Source organism: uncultured Streptomyces sp., assembly GCF_947488945.1.
GTDB lineage: Bacteria > Actinomycetota > Actinomycetes > Streptomycetales > Streptomycetaceae > Streptomyces.
In genome coordinates this window covers 12507-35216 of the sequence record NZ_CANLBS010000017.1, presented here as the reverse complement: position 1 = coordinate 35216, position 22710 = coordinate 12507, and the positions used below count along the sequence as shown (strand labels likewise).

Below are 22710 nucleotides of genomic sequence, written 5' to 3'. Positions count from 1 at the left end.
CGTCGGGTGCCTGGGGCGGGCTGCTGGAGCCGGCGGGCGGCCCGCCCCCTCAGGCGCGTCCACCGGCGCCGATGCAGTACGTTCACACCATGCCCCAGCCCGCCAAGGCACCCCGTGCCACCCCCGCAGCGTCCGATGCCCCGGAGAGTACGGCGAGCGGTCGCGCCGCCGCGCAACGGCTCAAGATCCGCCGGGAGCTGGCCGCCGCGGCCATGGAGCTGTTCGCCGCCAAGGGGTACGAGGCGACCACGGTCGACGAGATCGCGGGGGCCGCGGGCGTGGCCCGCAGGACGTTCTTCCGCCACTTCCGCTCCAAGGAGGAGGCGATCTTCCCGGACCACGACGACACCCTGGTCAGGGCGGAGGAGGTGCTCAACGCGGCCCCGGCGCACGAGCACCCGCTGGACACGGTGTGCCGCGGCATCAAGGAAGTCATGAAGATGTACGCGGCCAAGCCGGCGGTCTCGGTGGCGCGTTACAAGCTGACCCGTGAGGTGCCGACGCTCCGGGAGGCCGAGATCGCCTCGGTGGCCCGTTACGAGCGACTGTTCACGCGCTATCTGCTGGGCCACTTCGACGAGCGGGACCACGAGGTCGGCAATGACGACCCGCTGCTGGCGGAGGTGGCGGCGTCCGCCGTGGTCACCGCGCACAACCACGTGCTGCGGCGCTGGCTGCGGGCCGACGGCCGCGGTGACGTGATGACGCAGCTCGACCACGCGTTCGCGATCGTGCGGGACACCTTCGGCACCGGCATCGGCGCGGGGCGCGTCGCCGGGACGGACGCGTCCAAGGGCCCCGCCGCCTCGGTGACGGGGGACGGCGAGGTGCTGGTCGCGGTGGCCCGTACCGACGCCCCGCTGGACGAGGTCATGCGGACCATCCAGCAGGCGCTCAAGGTCCGCTGACGACCGCCGCGGGCCCCTTTGCCGGTCAGGTCGCCACCCGGTCGGCGGCCGGGCCGTCCGCCGGGTCGCCGAGCGGGTCGCCCGACGGCTGCTCCCAGGGCGGCGGGGCCGCTCCCTCGCCCCAGCGGGTGAGGTCGTCCAGGCCGACGCAGACGATGCCGCACGCCTGCGCGTACTCCAGGGCGGGCGCGGTGTAGTCGCCGGTGGAGACGACGATCGCGGCGTCGGCGCCGTGCACCGCGTAGCAGGTGCCGCCGAAGCGCTGGAGTTCCTGCGAACCGACCTTGTTGTCGGGGCCGTAGCGCTTGCACTGGACGACGACGCGGCGGCCGTCGGGGGCGGTGGCGAGCACGTCGGCGCCCAGGTCGCCCGCGCCGCCGACCACTTCGGCGTCCGCGCAGCCGTCGCGCCGGCACAGTTCGGCGACGGCCTCCTCGAAGGCGTACGGGTCCATGGCCCCCCAGTCGACCGGGGCGGGGAGCGGGGCCGGGTCGGGGACGGTCGCGGCCGTCGCGGCGCGTTCCGCGTCCAGTTCGGCGAGCGCGTCGTCGACCAGTTCCTCGGCGGCCTCGGTGACCGCGGCGGCGAGCCGGGCGGCGGTGACCCGGCGGCGCCTGCGGCGCAGCAGTGCCGTGGCCGTCCCGGCCGCGATCAGCACCGCGCCGACGACGGCGTACGGGTGGCGGCCCGCGCCCTCCCAGGCGGTCCGCAGCATCAGTCCGCCGCCCCAGAGCAGCAGGGCGACCAGTGCGAAGCCGACCGTCGTGCGGCGGAGGCTGAACTCCCCGCGCCGTCCGTGCCCGCGTATGCGTCCCGGCATGGCGATGCCCCTCCCCGGTGTGTGTCCCAGCAAGATCAACTACTGAGGGGCGTCTGCCCCGGAACACCCGGCCGATGCCCGGCACGGCGGAAAACCACTGGTGGGAGCGGGGCCGGCGTGCTGGGGTGCCCGCATGCCCTCTTCCACGGAACTCCTCGCCCTGTTCGACCGCGTGCTGCGCGAACACGCCCGGCCCGACGGCCCCGGGGTCCGGGTGGAGCGCGCCGGGCCGGTGGTGCGGCAGACCGGGACGGCCGACGACTGGAACGGCGTCGTCTGGTCGGACCCGGCACTGGACGCACCGGGCGCCGAAGCGGCGGTGGCGGCCCAGGTGGCGCACTACACCGCGCTCGGCCACGACCTGTTCGAGTGGAAGCTCTACGGTCACGACCGGCCGGCCGCTCTGGCGGACCGGCTGCGGGAGGCCGGGTTCGTGCCGGAGCCGTCCGAGACCGTGCTGGTGGCGCCGGTGGAGCGGCTGTCGACGGCGGTGGCGGCGCCCGCGGGGATCGAGGTGCGCGAGGTGCGGGACGCCGCCGGGGTGCGGCTGATGGCCGCCGCGCACCGGGCCGCGTTCGGCGAGGACCCGGGGAGGCTGCTGCACCGGATGCTGGCGCGGCTCGACGAGGCGCCCGAGGAGTTCGTGGGGGTGGTGGCGCTGGCGGACGGGGAGCCGGTGTCCGCGGCGCGGATGGAGCTGCTGCCGGGCACCGGTTTCGCCGGGCTGTGGGGCGGCGGGACCGCGCCGCGGTGGCGTGGGCGGGGCGTCTACCGGGCGCTGGTGGCCCACCGGGCCGCGATCGCTGCGGCGCGCGGATACCGGTACCTCCAGGTGGACGCCACGGCGGACTCGGCGCCGATCCTGCTCCGGCTCGGCTTCACGGCGCTCACGACGACGACGCCGTACGTGTACCGCATCACGCCGTGACGCCTCACCTACCGGACGAAGCGGTACGCACCACCCATCGTGTTGCTCATGCGTGCCGCCAGGATGACAACTGAGAGAAATTGTTGGCACTCGGTGCCTTGTCAGGTGTCACGCAGTGCCATACGTTGAAACCAGTCCGGGCGGCCGGCGTACTGGCATCTCTCGTACGCCGGCTGTCCCCGCAAGCCACGTGCGTGCGCGCCCGGACTGCCTGCGTCACAGGCACCTTCGCTCCACCGAGCAGCGCCACCCGCACCACCGCCGAACCGACGGCACACCTCCAGTCAGCACCGCACCCTGCCCGCAGGGTCCACCGAAGCGTTCCCTCACACGCGTCCTCTGCTCCCGTCCCGTCCGAGCAGGGGAGACACCACCCGCCGGAGGCATCACCGTGAAGGAAATCCTGGACGCGATCCAATCGCAGGACAGCACCGCCGCAGATTTCGCGGCGCTGCCCCTGCCCGAGTCCTACCGCGCGATCACCGTGCACAAGGACGAGGCGGAGATGTTCGCCGGGCGCGCCACCCGCGACAAGGACCCGCGCGAGTCGATGCACCTGGACGAGGTCCCGGTGCCCGAACTCGGTCCGGGCGAGGCCCTGGTCGCCGTGATGGCCAGCTCGGTGAACTACAACTCCGTCTGGACCTCCATCTTCGAGCCGGTCTCCACCTTCGGCTTCCTGGAGCGGTACGGGCGGCTCAGCGAGCTGACCCGGCGTCACGACCTGCCGTACCACGTCATCGGCTCCGACCTGGCCGGCGTCGTGCTGCGCACCGGCCCAGGCGTCAACGCCTGGAAGCCCGGCGACGAGGTCGTCGCGCACTGCCTCTCCGTCGAGCTGGAGTCCTCGGACGGCCACAACGACACGATGCTCGACCCCGAGCAGCGCATCTGGGGCTTCGAGACCAACTTCGGCGGGCTCGCCGAGATCGCGCTCGTCAAGTCCAACCAGCTCATGCCCAAGCCTGGCCACCTGAGCTGGGAGGAGGCGGCGGCGCCCGGCCTGGTCAACTCCACCGCCTACCGCCAGCTCGTCTCCCGCAACGGCGCCGGCATGAAGCAGGGCGACAACGTGCTGATCTGGGGCGCCAGCGGCGGACTCGGCTCGTACGCCACCCAGTTCGCGCTGGCCGGCGGCGCCAACCCGATCTGCGTCGTCTCCAGCGACCAGAAGGCGGAGATCTGCCGGAAGATGGGCGCCGAGGCGATCATCGACCGCAACGCCGAGGGCTACCGGTTCTGGAAGGACGAGAACACCCAGGACCCGCGCGAGTGGAAGCGGTTCGGCAAGCGCATCCGCGAGCTGACCGGCGGCGAGGACGTCGACATCGTCTTCGAGCACCCCGGCCGCGAGACCTTCGGCGCCTCGGTCTACGTGACCCGCAAGGGCGGCACCATCGTCACCTGCGCCTCGACCTCCGGCTACACCCACGAGTACGACAACCGCTACCTGTGGATGTCGCTCAAGCGGATCGTCGGCTCGCACTTCGCCAACTACCGCGAGGCGTGGGAGGCGAACCGGCTGGTGGCCAAGGGCAAGATCCACCCGACGCTCTCCAAGGTCTACTCCCTGGAGGACACCGGGCAGGCCGCCTACGACGTGCACCGCAACCTCCACCAGGGCAAGGTCGGCGTGCTGGCGCTGGCCCCCCGCGAGGGCCTCGGGGTGCGCGACGAGGAGCTGCGCGCCAAGCACCTGGACGCGATCAACCTGTTCCGCGACACACCCGCCGAGCAGCCCGCCCGCTCCGACCGGAACGTCTGAGGACACCCGATGACGGAACGCCGCAAGGACCGCCCGTGGCTCATGCGGACGTACGCCGGCCATTCCACGGCCGAGGCGTCCAACGAGCTGTACCGGCGCAACCTCGCCAAGGGCCAGACCGGACTGTCGGTCGCCTTCGACCTGCCCACCCAGACCGGCTACGACCCCGACCACGTCCTCGCCCGCGGCGAGGTGGGCCGGGTCGGGGTCCCGGTCTCTCACCTCGGTGACATGCGCCGGCTGTTCCAGGACATCCCGCTGGAGCAGATGAACACCTCGATGACCATCAACGCCACCGCCATGTGGCTGCTGGCGCTCTACCAGGTGGTCGCCGAGGAACAGGGCGCCGACCCCGGCAAACTCCAGGGGACGACGCAGAACGACATCGTCAAGGAGTACCTCTCGCGCGGGACGCACGTCTTCCCGCCGGTGCCCTCGCTGCGGCTGACCACCGACATGATCACGTACACGGTCAACCGCATCCCCAAGTGGAACCCGATCAACATCTGCAGCTACCACCTGCAGGAGGCCGGGGCCACACCGGTGCAGGAGATCGCGTACGCCATGTCGACGGCGATCGCCGTCCTCGACGCGGTGCGCGACTCGGGACAGGTCCCCGAGGACGCCTTCGGCGCGGTCGTCGCCCGCATCTCGTTCTTCGTGAACGCGGGCGTCCGCTTCATCGAGGAGATGTGCAAGATGCGCGCCTTCGGCCGCATCTGGGACCGGATCACCCGCGAGCGGTACGGGATCGCCGACCCCCGGCAGCGGCGGTTCCGCTACGGCGTCCAGGTCAACTCGCTGGGCCTGACCGAGGCGCAGCCGGAGAACAACGTCCAGCGCATCGTCCTGGAGATGCTGGCCGTCACCCTCTCCAAGGACGCCCGCGCCCGCGCGGTGCAGCTGCCCGCCTGGAACGAGGCCCTGGGCCTGCCCCGCCCCTGGGACCAGCAGTGGTCGCTGCGCATCCAGCAGGTGCTGGCGCACGAGAGCGACCTGCTGGAGTACGAGGACATCTTCGCCGGGTCGCACGTCGTCGAGGCCAAGGTGGACGCCCTGGTCGAGGAGTCGCTGGCGGAGATCGACCGGATCCAGCAGATGGGCGGCGCGATGGCCGCCGTCGAGTCCGGCTACCTCAAGTCGGAGCTGGTCTCCTCGCACGCCGCCCGCCGGGCCCGGATCGAGAACGGCGAGGAGAAGATCGTCGGCGTCAACGTCTACGAGTCGACCGAGCCGAGCCCGCTCACCGCGGACCTGGACGGCGCGATCATGACGGTCGACCCGGCCAACGAGGCACGGGTGGTCGCGGCCCTGCACGAGTGGCGCGACCACCGCGACGAGGACCGGGCCGGCCGGGCGCTGGCCGCGCTGAAGAAGACCGCGGCGGGCACCGGCAACCTCATGGAGGCCACCGTGGAGTGCGCCCGCGCGGGCGTCACCACCGGCGAGTGGTCCTGGGCGCTGCGGGACGTGTTCGGCGAGTACCGGGCGCCGACCGGCGTCTCGTCCGCCCCGGTGGCCGTCGCCGCCGAGGCCGGCAGCCCGCTGGCCGCGGTGCGCGAGAAGGCCGCCAGGACCGCGGACGACCTGGGCGTCGGCCGGCTGCGGCTGCTGGTCGGCAAGCCGGGGCTCGACGGGCACTCCAACGGCGCCGAGCAGATCGCCGTACGGGCCCGCGACGCCGGCTTCGAAGTGGTGTACCAGGGGATCAGGCTGACGCCGGAGCAGATCGTGTCGGCGGCCCTCGCCGAGGACGTGCACTGCGTCGGCCTGTCCATCCTCTCCGGCTCGCACGCCGCGCTGGTGCCGGACGTACTGCACCGGCTGCGCGAGGCGGGCGCGTCCGACATCCCGCTGATCGCGGGCGGGATCATCCCGCCCGCCGACGCCGCGGCCCTCGTCTCGGCGGGCGTCGCCGCCGTCTTCACCCCGAAGGACTTCGGCATCACCGAGATCATCGGCCGTATCGTCGACGAGATCCGGAAAGCCAACAAGCTCGAACCTCTGGAGGTCCCCGCATGACCACGCCCACGCCCGTGAACCGGCTGCGCCCGCGCCGCTCCTGTCTGGCCGTCCCCGGCTCGAACCCGCGCTTCCTGGAGAAGGCCCAGGGCCTCCCCGCGGACCAGGTCTTCCTCGACCTGGAGGACGCCTGCGCGCCGCTCGCCAAGGAGGGCGCCCGGCACACCATCGTGGAGGCGCTGAACACCGGTGACTGGACGGGCAAGACCCGCGTGGTGCGGGTCAACGACTGGACCACGCACTGGACCTACCGGGACGTGATCACGGTCGTCGAGGGCGCCGGGCAGAACCTCGACTGCATCATGCTGCCAAAGGTGCAGGACGCCGAGCAGGTCGTCGCCCTGGACCTGCTGCTGACCCAGATCGAGAAGACGGTGGGCCTGGAGGTCGGCCGGATCGGCATCGAGGCGCAGATCGAGAACGCCAAGGGCCTGGTGAACATCGACGCCATCGCCGCCGCCTCGCCCCGGCTGGAGACGCTGATCTTCGGCCCGGCCGACTTCATGGCGTCCATCAACATGAAGACCCTGGTGGTCGGCCAGCAGCCGCCCGGTTACGGCGCGGACGCCTACCACTACATCCTGATGCGCATCCTGATGGCGGCCCGCACCCACGACCTGCAGGCCATCGACGGCCCCTTCCTGCAGATCCGCGACGTGGACGCCTACCGCGAGGTGGCCGGCCGCGCCGCCGCCCTCGGCTTCGACGGCAAGTGGGTGCTGCACCCCGGACAGGTCGACGCCGCCAACGAGGTGTTCTCGCCCTCGCAGGAGGACTACGACCACGCCGAGCTGATCCTCGACGCGTACGAGTGGTGCACCTCCGAGGAGGGCGGCAAGAAGGGCTCCGCGATGCTCGGCGACGAGATGATCGACGAGGCCAGCCGCAAGATGGCCCTGGTCATCGCCGGCAAGGGACGCGCCGCCGGCATGCGGCGCACCTCCAAGTTCGAAGCCCCGGAGGCCTGACCATGCAGTTCGGACGCACCTACGAGGAGTTCGAGGTCGGCGCGGTCTACAAGCACTGGCCCGGCAAGACGGTCACCGAGTACGACGACCACCTGTTCTGCCTGCTCACGATGAACCACCACCCGCTGCACATGGACGCCAACTACGCCGGCGGTACGACCGACTTCGGCAAGAACGTCGTCGTCGGCAACTACGTCTACTCGCTGCTGCTCGGCATGTCGGTGGCGGACGTCTCCGGCAAGGCGATCGCCAACCTGGAGGTCGAGTCGCTGCGGCACGTCGCGCCGACCTTCCACGGCGACACCCTCTACGGCGAGACCACCGTCCTCGGCAAGACGCCCTCCAAGTCCAAGAGCGACCGCGGGATCGTCCACGTCGAGACCAGGGGCTACAAGCAGGACGGCACCGTCGTCTGCGTCTTCCGCCGCAAGGTGATGGTCCCCACCGAGACGTACGTGAAGGAACGCGGCGGCGAGCAGCCCGGCCGCCCGACGCCCGCCAACTGACGCCACAAGCCCAGGAGAAGCAGCCATGACGCGACTCGCCCGGACCGCAGGTCTGAACGACGTCCAGCAGGAAATCCTGTCCACCGTGCGGGACTTCGTCGACAAGGAGATCATCCCGGTCGCGACCGGGTTGGAGCACCGCGACGAGTATCCGACGGAGATCGTCGAAGGGCTCAAGGAACTGGGCCTGTTCGGGCTCATGATCCCCGAGGAGTACGGGGGCCTGGGCGAGTCGCTGCTCACCTACGCGCTGTGCGTGGAGGAGATCGCGCGCGGCTGGATGAGCGTGTCGGGGATCATCAACACGCACTTCATCGTGGCGTACATGCTCAAGCAGCACGGCACGCAGGAGCAGAAGGACGCCTTCCTGCCGCGGATGGCGCTGGGCGAGGTGCGGGGCGCGTTCTCGATGTCGGAGCCGGGGCTCGGCTCGGACGTGTCGGCCATCACGTCGAAGGGTGTGAGGGACGGCGACGAGTACGTCCTGAACGGCCAGAAGATGTGGCTGACCAACGGCGGCACCTCCACCCTGGTGGCGGTCCTGTGCCGGAGTGACGAAGGACACCCCGAGGGGACCGCGCCGCACAAGTCGATGACGACCTTCCTCGTGGAGAAGGAGGCCGGCTTCGGCGAGGTGCGTCCGGGCCTCACCATCCCCGGCAAGATCGACAAGATGGGCTACAAGGGGGTCGACACCACCGAGCTGATCATGGACGGACTACGCATTCCGGCCAATCGGGTCCTCGGCGGCACCACCGGGCGCGGTTTTTACCAGATGATGGACGGCGTCGAGGTCGGGCGCGTGAACGTGGCCGCGCGCGGCTGTGGCGTGGCGCAACGCGCCTTCGAGCTGGGCGTCTCCTACGCGCAGCAGCGGCACACCTTCGGCAAGCCGATCGCCCAGCACCAGGCGATCCAGTTCAAACTGGCCGAAATGGCCACCAAGGTCGAAGCGGCCCATGCGATGATGGTAAACGCGGCCCGCAAAAAGGACTCCGGGGAACGGAACGACCTGGAGGCAGGGATGGCGAAGTACCTCGCCTCCGAGTACTGCAAGGAAGTCGTCGAGGACGCCTTCCGTATCCACGGCGGTTACGGCTTCTCCAAGGAGTACGAGATCGAGCGCCTGTACCGCGAGGCGCCGATGCTGCTGATCGGTGAAGGTACCGCCGAGATCCAGAAAATGATCATCGGCCGACGGCTGCTGGAGGAGTACCGCGTGCAGGGCTGATTGTCCTTTTCGAGGCGTTTTGGCCGCGAAGAAGATCACACCTGGTCAGCCTCGTCCGGTGCCTTTCAGCTGTCCGACTCGGCTGCTGGCTTGCCCAGTTGCCGTCACCACCCGATAGCATCGCCGGAAAGCCGCCGTCCCCCGTTGCCAGCGCGGCATCATCCGCTACGAAGGTCATCCATGCCCGACAGCCCCAACTCCGCATCCCGCGGCGCGGTCCGCATCGCCCGCGGAGCATCGCCGTGGCTCCTGCCGACCGTCGCCACCGCGGCCATCAGCCTCGCCCGGGCCCGCAAGTCCGGACGCTGGGCCGCCGTGGCCGTGCCCACCACCGCGCTCGCGGCGGGCATGCTGTGGTTCTTCCGCGACCCCGAGCGCGAGATCACCCGGGGCCGGATCATCTCTCCGGCCGACGGCGTGGTGCAGAGCATCATGCCGTGGAAGGACGGGCGCACCCGCGTCGCGATCTTCATGAGCCCGCTGAACGTCCACGTCAACCGCGCGCCGCTGGCCGGCACCGTGACGTCGGTCGAGCACGTCCCCGGCGGTTTCGTGCCGGCGTTCAACAAGGAGAGCGAGAACAACGAGCGCGTCGTCTGGCACTTCGACACCGAGCTCGGCGACATCGAGATGGTGCAGATCGCCGGGGCCGTCGCCCGTCGCATCGTGCCCTACGTCCCGCAGGGCACGAAACTCGAGCAGGGCGAGCGTCTGGGCCTGATCCGCTTCGGTTCCCGCGTCGACATCTACCTCCCGGAGGGGATCGATGTCGCGGTCGAGGTCGGTCAGGCCACTACCGCGGGGGTGACTCGAATTGACCGTGATTGATCGCGATACCAAGGCGGGATGGGTCCCGGAAGCCGAGGAGAACGACGAGGACGGCACGCAGGACATGCCGCTCTCGATGCGTCTGTCGATAGCGGACACGCTGACCCTCGGCAACGCGACCTGCGGGTTCATGGCGGTGTACTTCACCACCACGGGCATCCTCATCCCGCACCTCACGGGGAGCGACGAGTCGGGCATGGCCCGTCACTCGGCGGCCACCGCGGTCATCCTCATGCTGATGGCCGCGGTCTTCGACCTTTTCGACGGACTGGTCGCGCGCAAGCTGCGGTCGTCGCCGATGGGCGCGGAGCTGGACAACCTCTCCGACCTGATCAGCTTCGGCCTGGCGCCGGCGTACTTCGTCCTCGTCTACGGGATGGTCGCGGACGACGCCCACCAGCGGGTCTCCGCGCTGGCGGCGATCGTGGTGCTGCTGGCGGTGGTGCTCAGACTCGCCCGGTTCTCGTGCGTGACGCTGAAGGACGGCATGTTCCAGGGCATGCCGAGCCCCTTCGGAGCGCTGACGGTCGTCTCGATCGTGCTGCTGGAGCTGCCCTTCGTGCCCACGCTGCTGGCCATCGTCGGCGTGGCGTGGCTCATGGTCAGCCGGGTCGAGTACCCCAAGCCGCGGGGCGTCCTCGCGGTGGCGATGCTGAGCTGGATCGTGGCCGCGATGGGGCTGCTCGTCGCCTGGGCGTTCGACGCCCCGGGCGGCCAGCTCCTGCTGCAGACCGGCTGCGCGCTCCAGGTCGTGCTCGGCGCGGTGATCCCGCTCTTCGCGACCGCCCGGCGGGTGAACACCTTCCGCGGCAACCGGCGTGAGGCGCGTGCGGCGCAGTTGCCGTAGCGGTACGTGACACAAGGAGGGCCCGGACGCACAAAGCGTCCGGGCCCTCCGTGCGTGGCGGGGCGCGGGCGGGGCCCGGCGGGTCTTCGGCCGGGCCGGCCGCACGCGCCCGGAACGGTGCCTTCCGGGCGGCGGGAGCGACGGTCCGGCGGGCGGGCGTCAGCCGAGCAGACTGTGCACGAAGCACCAGCGCCAGTCCTCGCCCTGCTCGAAGGAGCGCATGACGGGGTGGCCGGTCTCCGTGAAGTGGGCGGTGGCGTGCTGCATCGGCGAGCTGTCGCAGCAGGCCACCTTGCCGCAGCCGAGGCAGAGCCGCAGATGCACCCAGTCGGTGCGCCCCAGCGCGACGCACTCGCCGCAGGCGTCGACGGGCGGCAGCGGGACGGTTTCGGCGTCCGCTTCGTTCAGGTGGGGGCAGGGAGCCATACGCCGATCGTACGACCAGGGCCTGCGTCCGGCAGGGCGTACGGCCCGGTACAGAGGTACGCCCCCGCGCGGATGCCGGGGACGGGCTCAGGGCACCAGGGGGCGCACCCGCTCGGCGACGAAGCGTACGAAGCCCTCGGGGTCGGGTTCGTCGGCGGTCGGCTGGAGGACCACGGTGTCCGCCCCGGCCTCCGCCAGCCGCCGCACCTCGGCGGCGACCCTCTCCGCCCCGCCCGCCGCGCCCAGGGCCCGTCCGGCGGCCCCCGAACGCTTCAGCTCGGCGGCGAGCCGGGCGTCGGCGCCGGGTCCGGTCGCCGCGTGGACGTACACGACGACGGGGTGCGGGCCGGTGCGGCCGGCGGCGGCGCGGCCCTCCTCGATCAGCTCACGGGCCCGGCGCACCCCGTCCGCGGACACCCCCGCGTCGAGGACCGTGCCGTCCGCTGCTTCGCCGGTGAGCCGCACCGACCGCGGACCGACGGCGCCCGCGTAGACGGGGGCCGGGGCGGTGGGCGGCCAGTCGAGGGCGACCCGGTCGAGGCGGACGTAGCGGCCGTCGGTGGTGACGGTCTCGCCGCGCAGCAGGGCCCGCAGCGCCTGGAGGTACTCGCGCAGCAGCGTCACCGGGGACTCGGCGCGGGCGCCGACCTGGCCCATCCAGTCCTGTACGCCGTGTCCGACGCCGAGCAGGGCGCGGCCGGGGAAGAGGCGGTGCAGGGTGGCCGCCTCCATCGCGGTCAGCGCGACGTTGCGCAGCGGTACGGGCAGCAGTCCGACGCCGACCCGCAGCTCGCGGGTCCAGGCGAGGGCGGCGGAGGCGGTGGCGATGCCGCTCTCCAGGAAGCAGTCCTCCCAGAGCCAGAGCTCCTCCAGGCCGGCGTCCTCGGCCGCCAGGGCCAGGCCGCGCAGGCGCTCGGGCGGGAGTTGGGGGCGGAAGACGGCTCCGAGTGTGGTCATGGGGCAGTCCTACCCGGCGGCGGCCCGGTGATCAACCGTCCGTCGGGGAACGGTCGGGGTACGGGAAGGGGGCGGGCCCGGCGGGCCCGCCCCCTCGCCGTGCGCCGGAGCTACTTCACGGTGTACGACTCGGCCGCCGGGGCGATCGTCGCCGGGCGGACCACCTTGAGGCCACCGGGCGCCTTCGCGTCGGGCTTCATGATGACGCTCTGCTTGGTGGAGGGCGCCTTCGGGTCGGAGAAGTCGTGCGAGATGCCGAAGTCGCTGCCGAAGTCCGTGATGGTCAGCAGCGCCTTGTCGACCCCCTCACGGGTGAGGTCCTTGGACTCGCACGCCTTCTTCAGCGCCTCGCCGAAGACCGAGGCCGCGTTGTAGCCCGCGATGACGCCGTTGTCGAGGCCGTCCTTCGGGTACTGCGCCGCGTACGCCTTCGCCAGCTTCGACGGGCCGGGGCCGGCGTCGCCGATGGGCAGGGTGGAGGCGGCGATGTAGTAGTCCTTCAGCAGCGCGGGGCCGGCCTGGGTGGCCAGGAGCTGCGGGGCGTAGGCGGAGTTGTTGCCGACGACCGGGACGTTGAACCCGGTGGCGGCGGCGACCCCGACCAGCGAGGCCGCCTGGCGGGGACCGGCGCTGATGATGATCGCCTTGACGCCGGCCTGCTTCAGGGCGGCGACCTGGGCGGTCATGTCGTTGTCGGTCGGCTTGATCTTCTGCTCGACGAGGGTCAGGCCCGCCTGCTCGGCCGCGTACTTCGCGCCGGCCAGGGCGTTCTCGCCGTAGTCGCCCTCGAAGTACACCTGACCGATCTTGTCGCCCTTGGCGATCCGCTTCTCGGTCAGGAGGTAGTCGACCAGGTTGATCGTCTCCACGTCGTAGGTGGCGCCGATGACCCGGATGTACGGGGAGCCCAGCAGGCTCGCCGACCACGCCTGGGGCAGCACGATCCCCTTGTCCTGGCCGTCGATGCGCTGCTCGACCGCCGCGACGAACGGGGAACCGATGAACTGGGTGAACCCGAGCACCTCCGGGGCCAGCTCGGTGTAGGCGGCGACGGCCTTCTGCGGGTCGTAGCCGTGGTCGCGGACCGTCAGCTCGATCTTCCGGTCGCAGATGCCGCCGGCCGCGTTGGTCTCCTTGACCCACAGCTGCTGGGCCTGGGTGACGCTCTTGCCGAGCGAGGCGTACACACCGGTCATGTCGGTGAGCGAGCCGAGGGTGATGGTGGAGTCCGTGACGCCCTGACCGGTCTTCAGACCGCTCTTGTCCGTCGCGTCCCCCTTGTCCTCGGACGCTTTGCCGCTGCACCCCACGAGGGTGAGGGCGAGAACCGTCACTACGGCTCCGAGCACACGCTTGTTCATTTCTTCTCCCCTGGATTCTTCGGACGCGTAAGGCCGCCGGGCAGGAACAGGACCACCGCGACGACCGCGGCGCCGTACAGATAGCGGGACGCCTCACCCGGTGCGAGTCCGCCCGTACCGGGGGCGGAGACGAGCGGGAGGGAGTCGCTGTAATGCGTGAGCACCTGCGGGAGCAGGGAGACGAAGGCGGCGCCGACGACCGCTCCCGCGACGGAGCCGAGCCCGCCGATGACGATCATGGCGAGGTATTCGAGGGACAGGACCATGCCGAAGTACTCCGGCACGGTCCGCTGGAACACGAGGGCCAGCAGGACGCCGGCCAGGCCCGCGTACATCGAGGACAGGACGAAGACGCCCGCCCGGTAGCGGGCCACCGGGACGCCCATGACGCCGGCCGCGATCCGGTGGTCCCGGATGGCGTTCAGTGCCCGCCCCGGCCGGGACCGCAGCACCCCGCGGGCGAACAGGGCGCTGGCCAGCAGGGCGGCGAGCGCCAGGTACCAGAGCTTCTCCGAGGAGTGGAACGGCACCGCGGCGACGACGAGTTCGGTGTCGTCGAAGGTGATCCCGAACAGCGAGAGCGGCGGCACCGAGCGGCCGTTGAAGCCGCCGGTGAGCGAGCTCGCGTTGAACAGCAGGTGCTGGCCGATGAAGATCAGCGCGAGGGTCGCGATGCCGAGGTAGGCGCCCCGCAGCCGGCTGGCGATGGGGCTGAACAGCCCGCCCGCCGCCCCCGCCAGCAGCACGGCGAGGACCGCCGCGAGCCAGGACGGGAGCCCGAGACCGCTGAGGGTGTGCCCGTTCTCGGTGCTGGACTCCCCCGCCAGGACGCAGTAGCCGTACGCGCCGACGGCGAGGAAGAAGGCGTGCCCCATGGAGAGCTGGCCGGTGGACCCGGTCAGCAGGTTGAGGCCGATCGCGCCGATCGCGGCGGCCATCGCGAACAGGCCGGCCTGGAGCCAGAAGCGGTCCAGGTAGAACGGCAGGACCATCAGCAGGACGGAGCCGGCGAGCCAGAGCCAGCTGCGCGGGCGGCGCAGCCGTTCGCCGAACGTGCCGGGCGCCGGCGGTGCGGCGGCCGTGGGCAGCGGGGCGGCCGCCGCTTCGGTGGTGGTCTCAGACACGGGCCAGCTCCTTCGTGCCGAAGAGTCCGGCGGGCCGGATGAGGAGGACCACGACCATCACCAGGTAGGGCGCCAGGTCGCCGATGCCCCGGCCGAGGAAGGAGAGGTCACTCTGGTATCCGGTGGCGAGGGACTCGGTGACGCCGACGATGAGTCCGCCGGCGAGGGCGCCCGTGGTCGAGTCGAGGCCGCCGAGGATCGCCGCGGGGAACGCCTTGAGCGCGGCGAGCGAGGTGGCCCGTTCGAGTCCGGGCGTGGGGAAGACGGTCAGGAAGAGCGCGGCCACCGCGGCCAGCGCACCGGCGACCGCCCACGCCGACAGCGACACCCGGCCGAGCTTGATCCCCATCAGCGCCGCCGTCTGCGGGTTCTCGGCGGCGGCCCGCATCGACACGCCCCACGAGGTGAAGCGGAACGCGAGCAGGAACGCGGTGATGAGGAGGCCCGCGGCGAGGAACGCGGCGATGCGGGTCTCGGCGAGGGTGACGCCGCCGATGGTGACGACGTCGTTGCCCCACGGGTCGCCGAGCGCCAGCACGTCGGTGCCCATCCGGCGGGTGATCTCGGTGGTCAGCAGGATGTCGACGCCGATGGTGACGATGGCGAGGACGCTCTGGTCGCTGCCCCGGTAGCGGCGCATCACCAGGAACTCGACGGCCGACCCGACGACCGCGGCCCCCGCGATGCCCACGCCGAGCGCCGGCCAGAAGCCGATGTCGTCGTGGAGCACGGCGGTGACGTACCCGCCGGCGAGCAGCAGCGAGGCGTGGGCGAAGTTGACCACCTCGGTCGCCTTGAAGATGACGACGAAGCCGAGGGCGATCAGCGCGTACACCGAGCCGATGGACAGTCCGCCGAGGAGGAGTTCGATGAAGGTGGTCATTCCTGTTCCCCCAAGTAGGCCCGGACGACGGCCGGGTCGTTCTGGACCTCTGCGGGGGTGCCGCCCGCGATCCTGCGTCCGAAGTCGAGTACGGTCACCGCGTCCGCGAGCCGCATGACCACGCCCATGTCGTGCTCGACGAGCACGATCGAGATGCCGAGGCTGTCCCGGACGCCCGCGACGACGGCCGCCGTGCGGCGCCGTTCGTCGGCGGTCATGCCGGCGACCGGCTCGTCCAGCAGCAGCACCTGCGGCTCCATGCACAGGGCCCGGCCGAGCTCCACGAGCTTCTGCGCGCCGTACGGGAGGGTGCCGGCCGGCCGGTGCAGTTCGTGCTCCAGACCGATGAACGAGGCGATCTCCCGTACCCGTTCGAGGTGCCTGCGCTCCTCGCGCACGGCCGACGGCAGCCGGAGTCCGGCGCCGACGAATCCGGTGCGCATCAGCCGGTGGCGGCCGAGCAGCAGGCTCTCGGCCACCGTGGCGTGCGGGGGCAGCGCCAGATTCTGGAAGGTGCGGGCCACTCCCAGGGCGGCGATCTTGTGCGGCGGCAGCCCGGTCAGCTCGGTGGCGCCGAGACGGACGCTGCCCGACGCGGCGCGGTAGACGCCGGAGAGCACGTTGAAGGTGGTGGACTTGCCGGCGCCGTTGGGACCGATGACGGCGTGCACGCTGCCCGGTTCGACGGTGAACGAGATCGCGTCGAGGGCGGTGAGCCCGGCGAAGCGGACCGTCACGTCCCGTACGGCGAGCGCCTGCGGGGTGTCCACGGGCGCCTCGGCGGTGGCGGGCGCGGTCGTCACGCGGACCACCTGCTCAGGGTGCGGGAGGAGCCGGCCGCGGCGTCGGCGTCCTCGGCCGCGGTCTCGTCGACCACACCGAGGTAGCGGCGGCGCACCTCGTCGGTGGCGGCCAGTTCGTCGGCGGGGCCGCCGAGGGCGACCTCGCCCACGTCGAGCACGTAGGCCGTGGACGCGAGGCGCAGGGCGATGGCGGCGTTCTGCTCGACCAGCATCACGGAGGTGCCGGCCGCGTTGATCTCCTGGATCGTCTCGGCGATCCTGGCCGCCATCAGCGGTGCGAGCCCGAGCGACGGCTCGTCGAGCAGCAGCAGCCGGGGGCCGGCCATTAGGGCCCGCCCCATGGCCAGCATCTGCTGCTCGCCGCCGGACAGGAGCCCGGCCCGCTGGTGCGCGCGCTCGGCGAGCACCGGGAAGAGTTCGTGGACCCGGTTCAGCGCCGCACCCGTGCCGCGGCGCCCGCCGCGTGCCCCGAGTGCGCCGGCCCGCAGATTGTCGGCCACCGTCATCCGGGCGAACACCTGCCGCCCTTCGGGGACTTGCACCACTCCGGCGGCGACCACCTGGGCGGGCCGCAGCCCGTCGAGGGGCTGCCCGTCGAAGTGGACCGATCCGGTGGCCGTCCCGCGGTGGAAGCCGAGGGTCCGCGACACGGCCCGCAGCAGAGTGGTCTTGCCCGCGCCGTTGCCGCCGAGTACGGCGGTGATCGCCCCGGCCGGCACGTCGACCGAGACGTCGCGCAGGGCCCGTACCGGGCCGTAGCCCACGGACAGTGCGCGGATCTCCAGCGTTGCCATGCGTCCTCCTCCTTCCGACTGTTCGTATGCGTGCTGTGCGTGTACGTGCTGTGCGTGTCTGTGCTGTTCGTGTCTGTGCGAGGTCGTCGTGCTCCGGTGCGCCGCTCCGGGGAACGGCCCGGCGCCGGAACTCCGTGCGCCACCGCGGATGAGGCGGCGCGACGGGATGGTGACGCACTCCGTGCCGGCCGCCGCGGACGCCGCGGGTCTGCCGCGGCGCGGGGTGGTGCGGTACGTCGTGGTGCCACAGACCAACACCGGGGCGGGGGGCCCGTCCACGGCGGGCGGTCGACTCGATGCGGGCGACCAGCGAGGCATCGGGCCCGTTGTGCACCGGCACAGAGGCGCGGCCGCGGCGGTCGTGGCCCTTGCCGCCGGTGGCATCCTCACCAGCGACGTCCGGCCGACCGGCCGGCGGAACGGGGGCGCCCGATGGGGTGGGGTGACGAACGGTCCCGGGCCCTGCTCGACGCCCTGCTGACGGGCAGCGACGTACCCGGCCTGGCACGGCGCGCCGCGACGGCCCTGGACCTGCCCGAGCACGGGCGGTACGCGGTGGTGGTGCTGACGGCGGGCGAGGAGTCCGGCGGCAGCGGCGCCGGTCCGGAGCGGAGGGGGCCCGGCGGGGACGGAGTCGGCGGGGTCGGCGACCGGGCCGGTGCCGGGTCGGATGCCGGGTCGGATGCCGGGGGTCCGCTGCCGGGGGCCGGTGCGCCGGACGGGCTGCGGTTCTTCTGGCGGGCCGAGGTCGACCGGGAGACCGGGGTGGTGGCGCTGGGAGACCGCTCGCTGGACGAGCTGACCGCACTGCTGCGGGCCGGCGGCACGGGGCCCGGCGGGGTCGGGCCGGTCGCGGAGGGCCTGTCCGGGCTCGCCCCGGCACGCCGGCTGGCGGAGGTTGCGCTGCTGACCTGCGCCCCCGGCACGGCCGAGATAGCCCGGCTGGACGAACGGCTGCCGGCGGCCCTGATGGTCTGCCAGCCGGAGCTGTCGGCACGGCTCGTCGAGGAGGTGTTCGGCCCGGTCCTGGCACTGTCCCCGGCCGAACGGACCCTGCTGCTGATGACGTTGGAGGCCTGGATCGACTGCGGGGGTTCCGCGGGGCTCGCGGCGGCGCAGCTCTACTGCCACCGCAACACGGTGCTCAACCGCCTGCGCCGCCTGGAACGCCTCACCTCACGGGCCCTGTCCCGGCCGCGCGAACTGATGGAGCTGACCCTGGCCCTGGACGCGTTGCGGCTGGTGCCGGGGGCGGGCGCCGAGGAGGTGCCCGAGGGGGCGGAACCGGGGGCGTGAGGAGGGGGCCGGGTCGGCGGGTCGGCGGGTCGGCGGGTCGGCGGGTCGGCGGGTCGGCGGGTCGGCGGGTCGGCGGGTCGGCGGGTCGGCGGGGATCATGGCTCCATGGACCGTCTGCTGCATCCCGACCGCTCGCTGGACGAACTGGACACGCCCCGCTGGGACCCGCCGGGCGACGGCGCGACGACACTGGTGCGCCGGGTGCACGCGCTGCGGCAGGTCCCGCTGCGGGAGTTGGGCCCCGGGGACCTGCGGATGCTCGTCAGCCAGGCCGTGGCCCTGCCGTTCGTCCTGCCGCTCGCGGTACGGCTGCTGGTCGAGGACCCCCTGCTCGACGCCACCTTCTACGCGGGGGACCTGCTGCTCGCCACAACACGGCTCCCCGCATCTGCCTGGGAGGCGGTGCCGGAGCTCGCCGCCGGCCTGCGCGAGGCGATCGCCCGCCTGCCGGACCAGCGGGTCGCGGACGCCGGACTGCCGCGCGGGAGCCGGGAGACGCTCGACGGATTCCTGGCGGCGGGGGCGTCCGCCTGAGGGCCTGCCCGCAGGCGCGTTCCGGCGGACGCGCGTACCCGTACCGAACGCACTGGGACGTCCCGATCGGGTGCGCCCCACCGGGCTCGGTCCGAAGGCGGGCGCGCCCGGGCACCGCCTCCGGACACGCGGACGGCCGCCGGACCGTGGTGGATCCGGCGGCCGTCCGTTCCGGAGGCGGGGTTGTCAGCCGGTCTGCGCCGCGTCCCCGGTGAGGAAGTCGCGGGCGATCGACTCCGCGACGCGTTCCAGCAGGGGGCCTGCCTCCGCCATGCAGACCGCCGGGTCCGGCTCCAGGGCCGTGAGGGCGTACGCGCGGCGGATGCCCGCACCGTCCAGGTCCTGCTGCGTGAGGGCCAGTCGGCCGCAGACCGCGACCGTCGGCACCCCGGCTTCGCGGGCCGCCGCGGCGACGCCCGCCGGGGCCTTGCCGTGCAGGGTCTGCGCGTCCAGCGAGCCCTCGCCGGTGATGACGAGGGAGGCGCGGGCGAGGGCCGGGGCGAAGCCGAGGACGTCGAGCATGACCTCGATGCCGGGCCGGAACCGGGCGCCGAGACCGACCAGGGCCCCGTAACCGATGCCGCCCGCCGCGCCCGCGCCGGGCAGCGCGGCCTGTCCGGCGCCGAGGAACGACGCGTAGCGGGTCAGGGCCGCGTCGAGGACCGCGATGTCGTCCTCGGTCGCCCCCTTCTGCCGCCCGTACACCTCGGGGGCGCCCTTCGGCCCGGTCAGCGGGTTGTCCACGTCGCTCGCGAGGATCAGGTCCACCCCGGCGACGCGCGGGTCGAGACCGGACAGGTCGGCCTCGGCCAGCTCCGCCAGTCCCCCGCCGCCGGGGCCGACGGGCTTGCCGTCGGCGTCCAGGAAGCGGGCCCCGAGCGCGGCCAGCATGCCCGCGCCGCCGTCGGTCGTGGCACTGCCGCCGACCCCGAAGACCACGGTGCGGGCCCCCGCGTCGAGTGCGGCGGTCAGCAGTTCGCCCGAGCCGTACGTCGTCGCGGTGAGCGGGGCGAACTCGCCGGCCGGCAGGTGCTGGAGGCCGGAGGCCTCCGCCATCTCCACCACCGCGGTCGTCCCGCGCACCGCGTACGCGGCGGTCACCGGTGTGCCGAGCGGGCCGGTGACCCGCGCGGTGCGCCGCTCGAACCCGGCCGCCACCGCGGCGGCCACCGTGCCGTCGCCGCCGTCGGCGACCGGCAGGGCCTCCACCACGGCCGTGGGGACGACCCGCCGGAGCCCGGCCGTCACCCGCTCGGCGACCTGTACGGCCGTCAACGAGCCCTTGAACTTGTCCGCCGCCACCAGCACGCGCGCGGTCTCCATCTCTGCTCCGTCCGCCACCTTGTATCCCTTGCTTTCGAACAGGCAGTCGCGCCGCCCCGACCCTATCCGTACGACCTGCCCGCTGCCCATGGGTCCCGAAGGGCGGACCGCGCCGAACACCGCAGGTCTGGGTGTGTTGACCACAAGTGTTGTTGACAACGGGAGGCGACTCGATTGCCTGTCGCAGGCCTACGATCCGACTTACTGTTGTGGGCCCACCCGCCCCGGTGTTCGCGTCGACGGTGTCGGCGCTCAGGCGGTCGTGCTCTGCATGCGGGTGTCCGCTTGTGCCTCATACGTGGCCGCGGTGGCACAAGCGGCGCGTACGAAGGCGGCGACGGCGGGGGAGCGGGCTTCCTGGGGCCAGGCAACGGCGAGTGTGCAGTTCGGCAGGTCACTGACCGGCCGGTAGGCAACCCCGGGGCGCGGGTTGCGTCGGGCGACTGAGGCGGGCGCGAAGAAGACGGTGCTGCCCGTCTCGACGAGGCTGAAGATCTCCGACAAGTTGGAGGCTTGTCCTGTTGCCCGGGACGGGGACGGCGCGGTTCGGCCGTCGTCGGCCGGCGCGCCGTCGGGGAGGTTCCGGCCGGCCAGGTCGGCCAGGCACAGTTGGGTACGGGCGGCCAGCGGGTCGGTGGCGGCCACCGCGACCAGGACCGGCTCGGTCAGCAGCGGTTCGCTGTCCAGCCCTCGGTCGTCCACGGGGCGGAGCACAAGTGCCACGTCGGCGAGGCCGTCGCGCAGCGCCTGGGGTTGGTCGCCGAGCCCTCCGAGGACCAGTTCGTGGGGCAAAGCTGTGGGGTCGGTGCCGTAGGCGTTCAGGATCCGCGGCAGCAGGCCGCCGTCGATGTCGGCCTTGAGGGCGATCCGCAGCCGGGGCGAGGCGCTGCCCGCGTGCTGCGCCCGGTGGGCGGCGGCGGTGACCGCCTCCAGGGCAGTTCTGGCGTCGCGCAGCAGGACCTCTCCGGCGCTGGTGAGTCTCACCTGCCGCGTGGTCCGCTCAAACAGCGTCACGCCGAGCTGTCGTTCGAGGTCGCGGATCGTGCGGGACAGCGGGGGCTGCGCCATGCCCAGCCGGCCGGCGGCTCGCCCGAAGTGCAGTTCCTCCGCGACCGCGACGAAGTAGCGAAGCTGCCGCACCTCCAGATCATTCATACCGCCAGGGTATCAATAGCAACCAAGGTGGTCCTTCACCCGCACCGTTGCGGGAGGTTCACTCGAAAGCGACCGCCGGCACCCCCACTGGGAGTGGCTGCCGACCGCACACATGGAGGCACTCATGATCGTTATCACTACGCCGACCGGTGACATCGGCCGACAGGTCCTGGACCGGGTTCTGTCCAGCGGCGAGCCGGTGCGGGTGATCGCCCGCGATTCCTCCCGCCTCCCGGAGCACGTGCGCGCGCAGGTGGAGGTGGTGGAGGGCTCACACGCCGACGCGGACACGATCGCGAAGGCACTGCAGGGCGCTGACAGCCTGTTCTGGCTCGTGCCCCCGGCCGCCTTCCGGGACGCCGGCCCCGCCGGGAGCTACTACCTGGACTTCACCCGGGCCGCAGCCCGGGAAGCCGCGAGCCGGGGCGTGCGGATGGTGCACGTCACCTCCCTGGGGCACAAGCACGGCTACGACGGCGTGGCGGGACTTCTGTCGGCCGCGCTCGGCATGGACGAGCTGATCGAGAGCACCGGCGTCCAGTACCGGGCGCTGGCGCTGCCGTTCTTCATGGAGAACGTCCTCCACCAGACCCAGCCGATCTCGGATCAAGGGGTGTTCTCCATGGCGAACATCGCGGACCGGCCGTTGCTGACCGTCGCCACCCAGGACGTGGCCGCCGTCGCGGCAGGCCTTCTGCTGGACACCACGTGGAACGGTCAGGCCCGCGTACCTCTGGTCAGCCCCGACGGTCTGACCCCCGACGCCATGGCCGAGATCATCTCCGAGACCCTGGGCCGCACGGTGCGCTACCAGCAGGTGCCTCTCGCGGAGTTCCAGGCCCAGATGGTGCAGCGCGGCGCTAGCCCTTCGCTGGCCCAGGACATGGCCGACATGATCAACGCGCAGAACAACGGCATCTACGACGCCGAACCCCGCGACCCGGCCTCGGCCACTGCCACCGACTTCCGCCGGTGGTGCCAGAACGTCCTGAAGCCGGCCGTCCAGTCCTGACCAGCACACCGGTCAGGTCATGCGCCGTTTCGAGCACGAGTGTCCCGGCGAAACTGGTACACGTCGACATCAAGAAGCTCGGCAACATCCCCGACGGCGGAGGCCACCGAGGTCCTGGTGGAGTTGCTCCGTACCTACGACCACCACCGGTGCCACGCTGCACCGCATCGCCGACCATCTGTCAGTCGCGTCAACAACCCTGCGGGTCGTTACATCTAG

General features: G+C 72.2%; 22 protein-coding genes and 1 pseudogene. 13 read left to right on the top strand and 10 right to left on the bottom strand.

What is annotated here, in order from left to right; translation table 11 throughout:
- The first annotated feature begins 89 nt into the window (after positions 1 to 89).
- Positions 90 to 908: a TetR family transcriptional regulator gene (locus Q0994_RS24160; RefSeq protein ID WP_299538242.1), complete on the top strand. Its 819-nt coding sequence runs from the start codon at positions 90 to 92 to the stop codon at positions 906 to 908.
- Positions 909 to 933: 25 nt separating this feature from the next.
- Here the strand turns inward: Q0994_RS24160 and Q0994_RS24155 are convergent, their stop codons facing one another.
- A complete protein-coding gene (locus Q0994_RS24155) occupies positions 934 to 1728 on the bottom strand; it encodes a restriction endonuclease (protein ID WP_299538240.1) in 795 nt (264 codons plus the stop codon).
- A 133-nt stretch (positions 1729 to 1861) separates the two neighbouring features.
- On the opposite strand from Q0994_RS24155, the gene Q0994_RS24150 reads away from it, so the two are divergent.
- The 8 genes from Q0994_RS24150 (at position 1862) to pssA (ending at position 10823) form a co-directional block, all read left to right on the top strand.
- Positions 1862 to 2656 (top strand): GNAT family N-acetyltransferase, encoded by a 795-nt coding sequence (locus Q0994_RS24150; protein WP_299538238.1) that lies wholly within the window; start codon positions 1862 to 1864, stop codon positions 2654 to 2656.
- A 391-nt stretch (positions 2657 to 3047) separates the two neighbouring features.
- A complete protein-coding gene (gene ccrA, locus Q0994_RS24145; RefSeq protein ID WP_299538236.1) occupies positions 3048 to 4421 on the top strand; it encodes a crotonyl-CoA carboxylase/reductase in 1374 nt (457 codons plus the stop codon).
- A gap of 9 nt (positions 4422 to 4430) precedes the next feature.
- A complete protein-coding gene (locus Q0994_RS24140; RefSeq protein WP_299538235.1) occupies positions 4431 to 6443 on the top strand; it encodes a protein meaA in 2013 nt (670 codons plus the stop codon).
- Positions 6440 to 7411, top strand: a complete 972-nt coding sequence (locus Q0994_RS24135; RefSeq protein ID WP_299538234.1) for a CoA ester lyase — start codon at positions 6440 to 6442, stop codon at positions 7409 to 7411. The genes Q0994_RS24140 and Q0994_RS24135 overlap by 4 nt, the downstream gene beginning before the upstream one ends.
- Before the next feature lie 2 nt (positions 7412 to 7413).
- Complete coding sequence (locus tag Q0994_RS24130) at positions 7414 to 7917, top strand: MaoC family dehydratase (RefSeq protein WP_299538233.1); 504 nt, start codon at positions 7414 to 7416, stop codon at positions 7915 to 7917.
- Between the two features lie 25 nt (positions 7918 to 7942).
- Positions 7943 to 9148, top strand: a complete 1206-nt coding sequence (locus tag Q0994_RS24125; RefSeq protein WP_299538232.1) for an acyl-CoA dehydrogenase family protein — start codon at positions 7943 to 7945, stop codon at positions 9146 to 9148.
- A 180-nt stretch (positions 9149 to 9328) separates the two neighbouring features.
- A complete protein-coding gene (locus tag Q0994_RS24120) occupies positions 9329 to 9976 on the top strand; it encodes a phosphatidylserine decarboxylase (protein ID WP_299538230.1) in 648 nt (215 codons plus the stop codon).
- Positions 9963 to 10823 carry a CDP-diacylglycerol--serine O-phosphatidyltransferase gene (gene pssA, locus Q0994_RS24115; protein WP_299538228.1) on the top strand — a complete coding sequence of 287 codons (861 nt, stop codon included), beginning with the start codon at positions 9963 to 9965 and terminating at the stop codon, positions 10821 to 10823. The genes Q0994_RS24120 and pssA overlap by 14 nt, the downstream gene beginning before the upstream one ends.
- Before the next feature lie 159 nt (positions 10824 to 10982).
- On the opposite strand, the gene Q0994_RS24110 is transcribed toward pssA, so the two are convergent.
- From Q0994_RS24110 to Q0994_RS24080, 7 genes are all read right to left on the bottom strand, one after another.
- Positions 10983 to 11249, bottom strand: a complete 267-nt coding sequence (locus Q0994_RS24110; protein ID WP_299538227.1) for a UBP-type zinc finger domain-containing protein — start codon at positions 11247 to 11249, stop codon at positions 10983 to 10985.
- 87 nt (positions 11250 to 11336) lie between these two features.
- Positions 11337 to 12206 carry an LLM class flavin-dependent oxidoreductase gene (locus tag Q0994_RS24105; protein ID WP_299538226.1) on the bottom strand — a complete coding sequence of 290 codons (870 nt, stop codon included), beginning with the start codon at positions 12204 to 12206 and terminating at the stop codon, positions 11337 to 11339.
- Between the two features lie 110 nt (positions 12207 to 12316).
- Positions 12317 to 13567, bottom strand: coding sequence for an ABC transporter substrate-binding protein (locus Q0994_RS24100; protein ID WP_299538225.1), 1251 nt, complete (start codon positions 13565 to 13567; stop codon positions 12317 to 12319).
- On the bottom strand, positions 13564 to 14691 hold the full coding sequence (locus tag Q0994_RS24095) for a branched-chain amino acid ABC transporter permease (protein WP_299538224.1): 1128 nt from the start codon (positions 14689 to 14691) through the stop codon (positions 13564 to 13566). The genes Q0994_RS24100 and Q0994_RS24095 overlap by 4 nt, the downstream gene beginning before the upstream one ends.
- Entirely contained in the window at positions 14684 to 15574 is an 891-nt protein-coding gene (locus tag Q0994_RS24090) for a branched-chain amino acid ABC transporter permease (RefSeq protein ID WP_299538223.1), read from the bottom strand. Before Q0994_RS24090 ends, Q0994_RS24095 begins: the two co-directional genes overlap by 8 nt.
- Entirely contained in the window at positions 15571 to 16386 is an 816-nt protein-coding gene (locus Q0994_RS24085) for an ABC transporter ATP-binding protein (protein ID WP_299538222.1), read from the bottom strand. Before Q0994_RS24085 ends, Q0994_RS24090 begins: the two co-directional genes overlap by 4 nt.
- Complete coding sequence (locus tag Q0994_RS24080; RefSeq protein WP_299538220.1) at positions 16374 to 17171, bottom strand: ABC transporter ATP-binding protein; 798 nt, start codon at positions 17169 to 17171, stop codon at positions 16374 to 16376. Before Q0994_RS24080 ends, Q0994_RS24085 begins: the two co-directional genes overlap by 13 nt.
- A gap of 432 nt (positions 17172 to 17603) precedes the next feature.
- Between Q0994_RS24080 and Q0994_RS24075 the strand changes: the two genes are divergently transcribed.
- Positions 17604 to 18467, top strand: a complete 864-nt coding sequence (locus Q0994_RS24075) for a helix-turn-helix domain-containing protein (RefSeq protein WP_299538218.1) — start codon at positions 17604 to 17606, stop codon at positions 18465 to 18467.
- 105 nt (positions 18468 to 18572) lie between these two features.
- Positions 18573 to 19001 carry a contact-dependent growth inhibition system immunity protein gene (locus tag Q0994_RS24070; protein ID WP_299538217.1) on the top strand — a complete coding sequence of 143 codons (429 nt, stop codon included), beginning with the start codon at positions 18573 to 18575 and terminating at the stop codon, positions 18999 to 19001.
- Positions 19002 to 19187: 186 nt separating this feature from the next.
- On the opposite strand, the gene Q0994_RS24065 is transcribed toward Q0994_RS24070, so the two are convergent.
- Both Q0994_RS24065 and Q0994_RS24060 read right to left on the bottom strand, forming a co-directional pair.
- Positions 19188 to 20324: a glycerate kinase gene (locus tag Q0994_RS24065; protein ID WP_299538216.1), complete on the bottom strand. Its 1137-nt coding sequence runs from the start codon at positions 20322 to 20324 to the stop codon at positions 19188 to 19190.
- 252 nt (positions 20325 to 20576) lie between these two features.
- The gene (locus Q0994_RS24060; protein ID WP_299538215.1) at positions 20577 to 21479 is read right to left on the bottom strand and encodes a LysR family transcriptional regulator; all 903 of its coding nucleotides are present in this window, start codon (positions 21477 to 21479) and stop codon (positions 20577 to 20579) included.
- Positions 21480 to 21603: 124 nt separating this feature from the next.
- Between Q0994_RS24060 and Q0994_RS24055 the strand changes: the two genes are divergently transcribed.
- Both Q0994_RS24055 and Q0994_RS24050 read left to right on the top strand, forming a co-directional pair.
- Positions 21604 to 22491 (top strand): NAD(P)H-binding protein, encoded by an 888-nt coding sequence (locus tag Q0994_RS24055; RefSeq protein WP_299538214.1) that lies wholly within the window; start codon positions 21604 to 21606, stop codon positions 22489 to 22491.
- Positions 22472 to 22601: pseudogene (locus tag Q0994_RS24050) on the top strand (IS481 family transposase); the annotation flags it as partial. The gene Q0994_RS24055 and the pseudogene Q0994_RS24050, both read left to right, overlap by 20 nt.
- Positions 22602 to 22710 lie beyond the last annotated feature (109 nt).

Coding starts and splice junctions, on each gene's coding strand:
- Q0994_RS24080 (WP_299538220.1), bottom strand. CDS start 17,171: ATGGCAACGCTGGAGATCCGCGCACTGTCCGTGGGCTACGGCCCGGTA.
- Q0994_RS24055 (WP_299538214.1), top strand. CDS start 21,604: ATGATCGTTATCACTACGCCGACCGGTGACATCGGCCGACAGGTCCTG.
- Q0994_RS24150 (WP_299538238.1), top strand. CDS start 1,862: ATGCCCTCTTCCACGGAACTCCTCGCCCTGTTCGACCGCGTGCTGCGC.
- Q0994_RS24130 (WP_299538233.1), top strand. CDS start 7,414: ATGCAGTTCGGACGCACCTACGAGGAGTTCGAGGTCGGCGCGGTCTAC.
- Q0994_RS24135 (WP_299538234.1), top strand. CDS start 6,440: ATGACCACGCCCACGCCCGTGAACCGGCTGCGCCCGCGCCGCTCCTGT.
- Q0994_RS24160 (WP_299538242.1), top strand. CDS start 90: ATGCCCCAGCCCGCCAAGGCACCCCGTGCCACCCCCGCAGCGTCCGAT.
- Q0994_RS24105 (WP_299538226.1), bottom strand. CDS start 12,206: ATGACCACACTCGGAGCCGTCTTCCGCCCCCAACTCCCGCCCGAGCGC.
- Q0994_RS24125 (WP_299538232.1), top strand. CDS start 7,943: ATGACGCGACTCGCCCGGACCGCAGGTCTGAACGACGTCCAGCAGGAA.
- Q0994_RS24070 (WP_299538217.1), top strand. CDS start 18,573: ATGGACCGTCTGCTGCATCCCGACCGCTCGCTGGACGAACTGGACACG.
- Q0994_RS24090 (WP_299538223.1), bottom strand. CDS start 15,574: ATGACCACCTTCATCGAACTCCTCCTCGGCGGACTGTCCATCGGCTCG.
- Q0994_RS24140 (WP_299538235.1), top strand. CDS start 4,431: ATGACGGAACGCCGCAAGGACCGCCCGTGGCTCATGCGGACGTACGCC.
- Q0994_RS24075 (WP_299538218.1), top strand. CDS start 17,604: ATGGGGTGGGGTGACGAACGGTCCCGGGCCCTGCTCGACGCCCTGCTG.
- Q0994_RS24110 (WP_299538227.1), bottom strand. CDS start 11,249: ATGGCTCCCTGCCCCCACCTGAACGAAGCGGACGCCGAAACCGTCCCG.
- Q0994_RS24100 (WP_299538225.1), bottom strand. CDS start 13,567: ATGAACAAGCGTGTGCTCGGAGCCGTAGTGACGGTTCTCGCCCTCACC.
- Q0994_RS24060 (WP_299538215.1), bottom strand. CDS start 21,479: ATGAATGATCTGGAGGTGCGGCAGCTTCGCTACTTCGTCGCGGTCGCG.
- Q0994_RS24155 (WP_299538240.1), bottom strand. CDS start 1,728: ATGCCGGGACGCATACGCGGGCACGGACGGCGCGGGGAGTTCAGCCTC.
- Q0994_RS24065 (WP_299538216.1), bottom strand. CDS start 20,324: ATGGAGACCGCGCGCGTGCTGGTGGCGGCGGACAAGTTCAAGGGCTCG.
- Q0994_RS24120 (WP_299538230.1), top strand. CDS start 9,329: ATGCCCGACAGCCCCAACTCCGCATCCCGCGGCGCGGTCCGCATCGCC.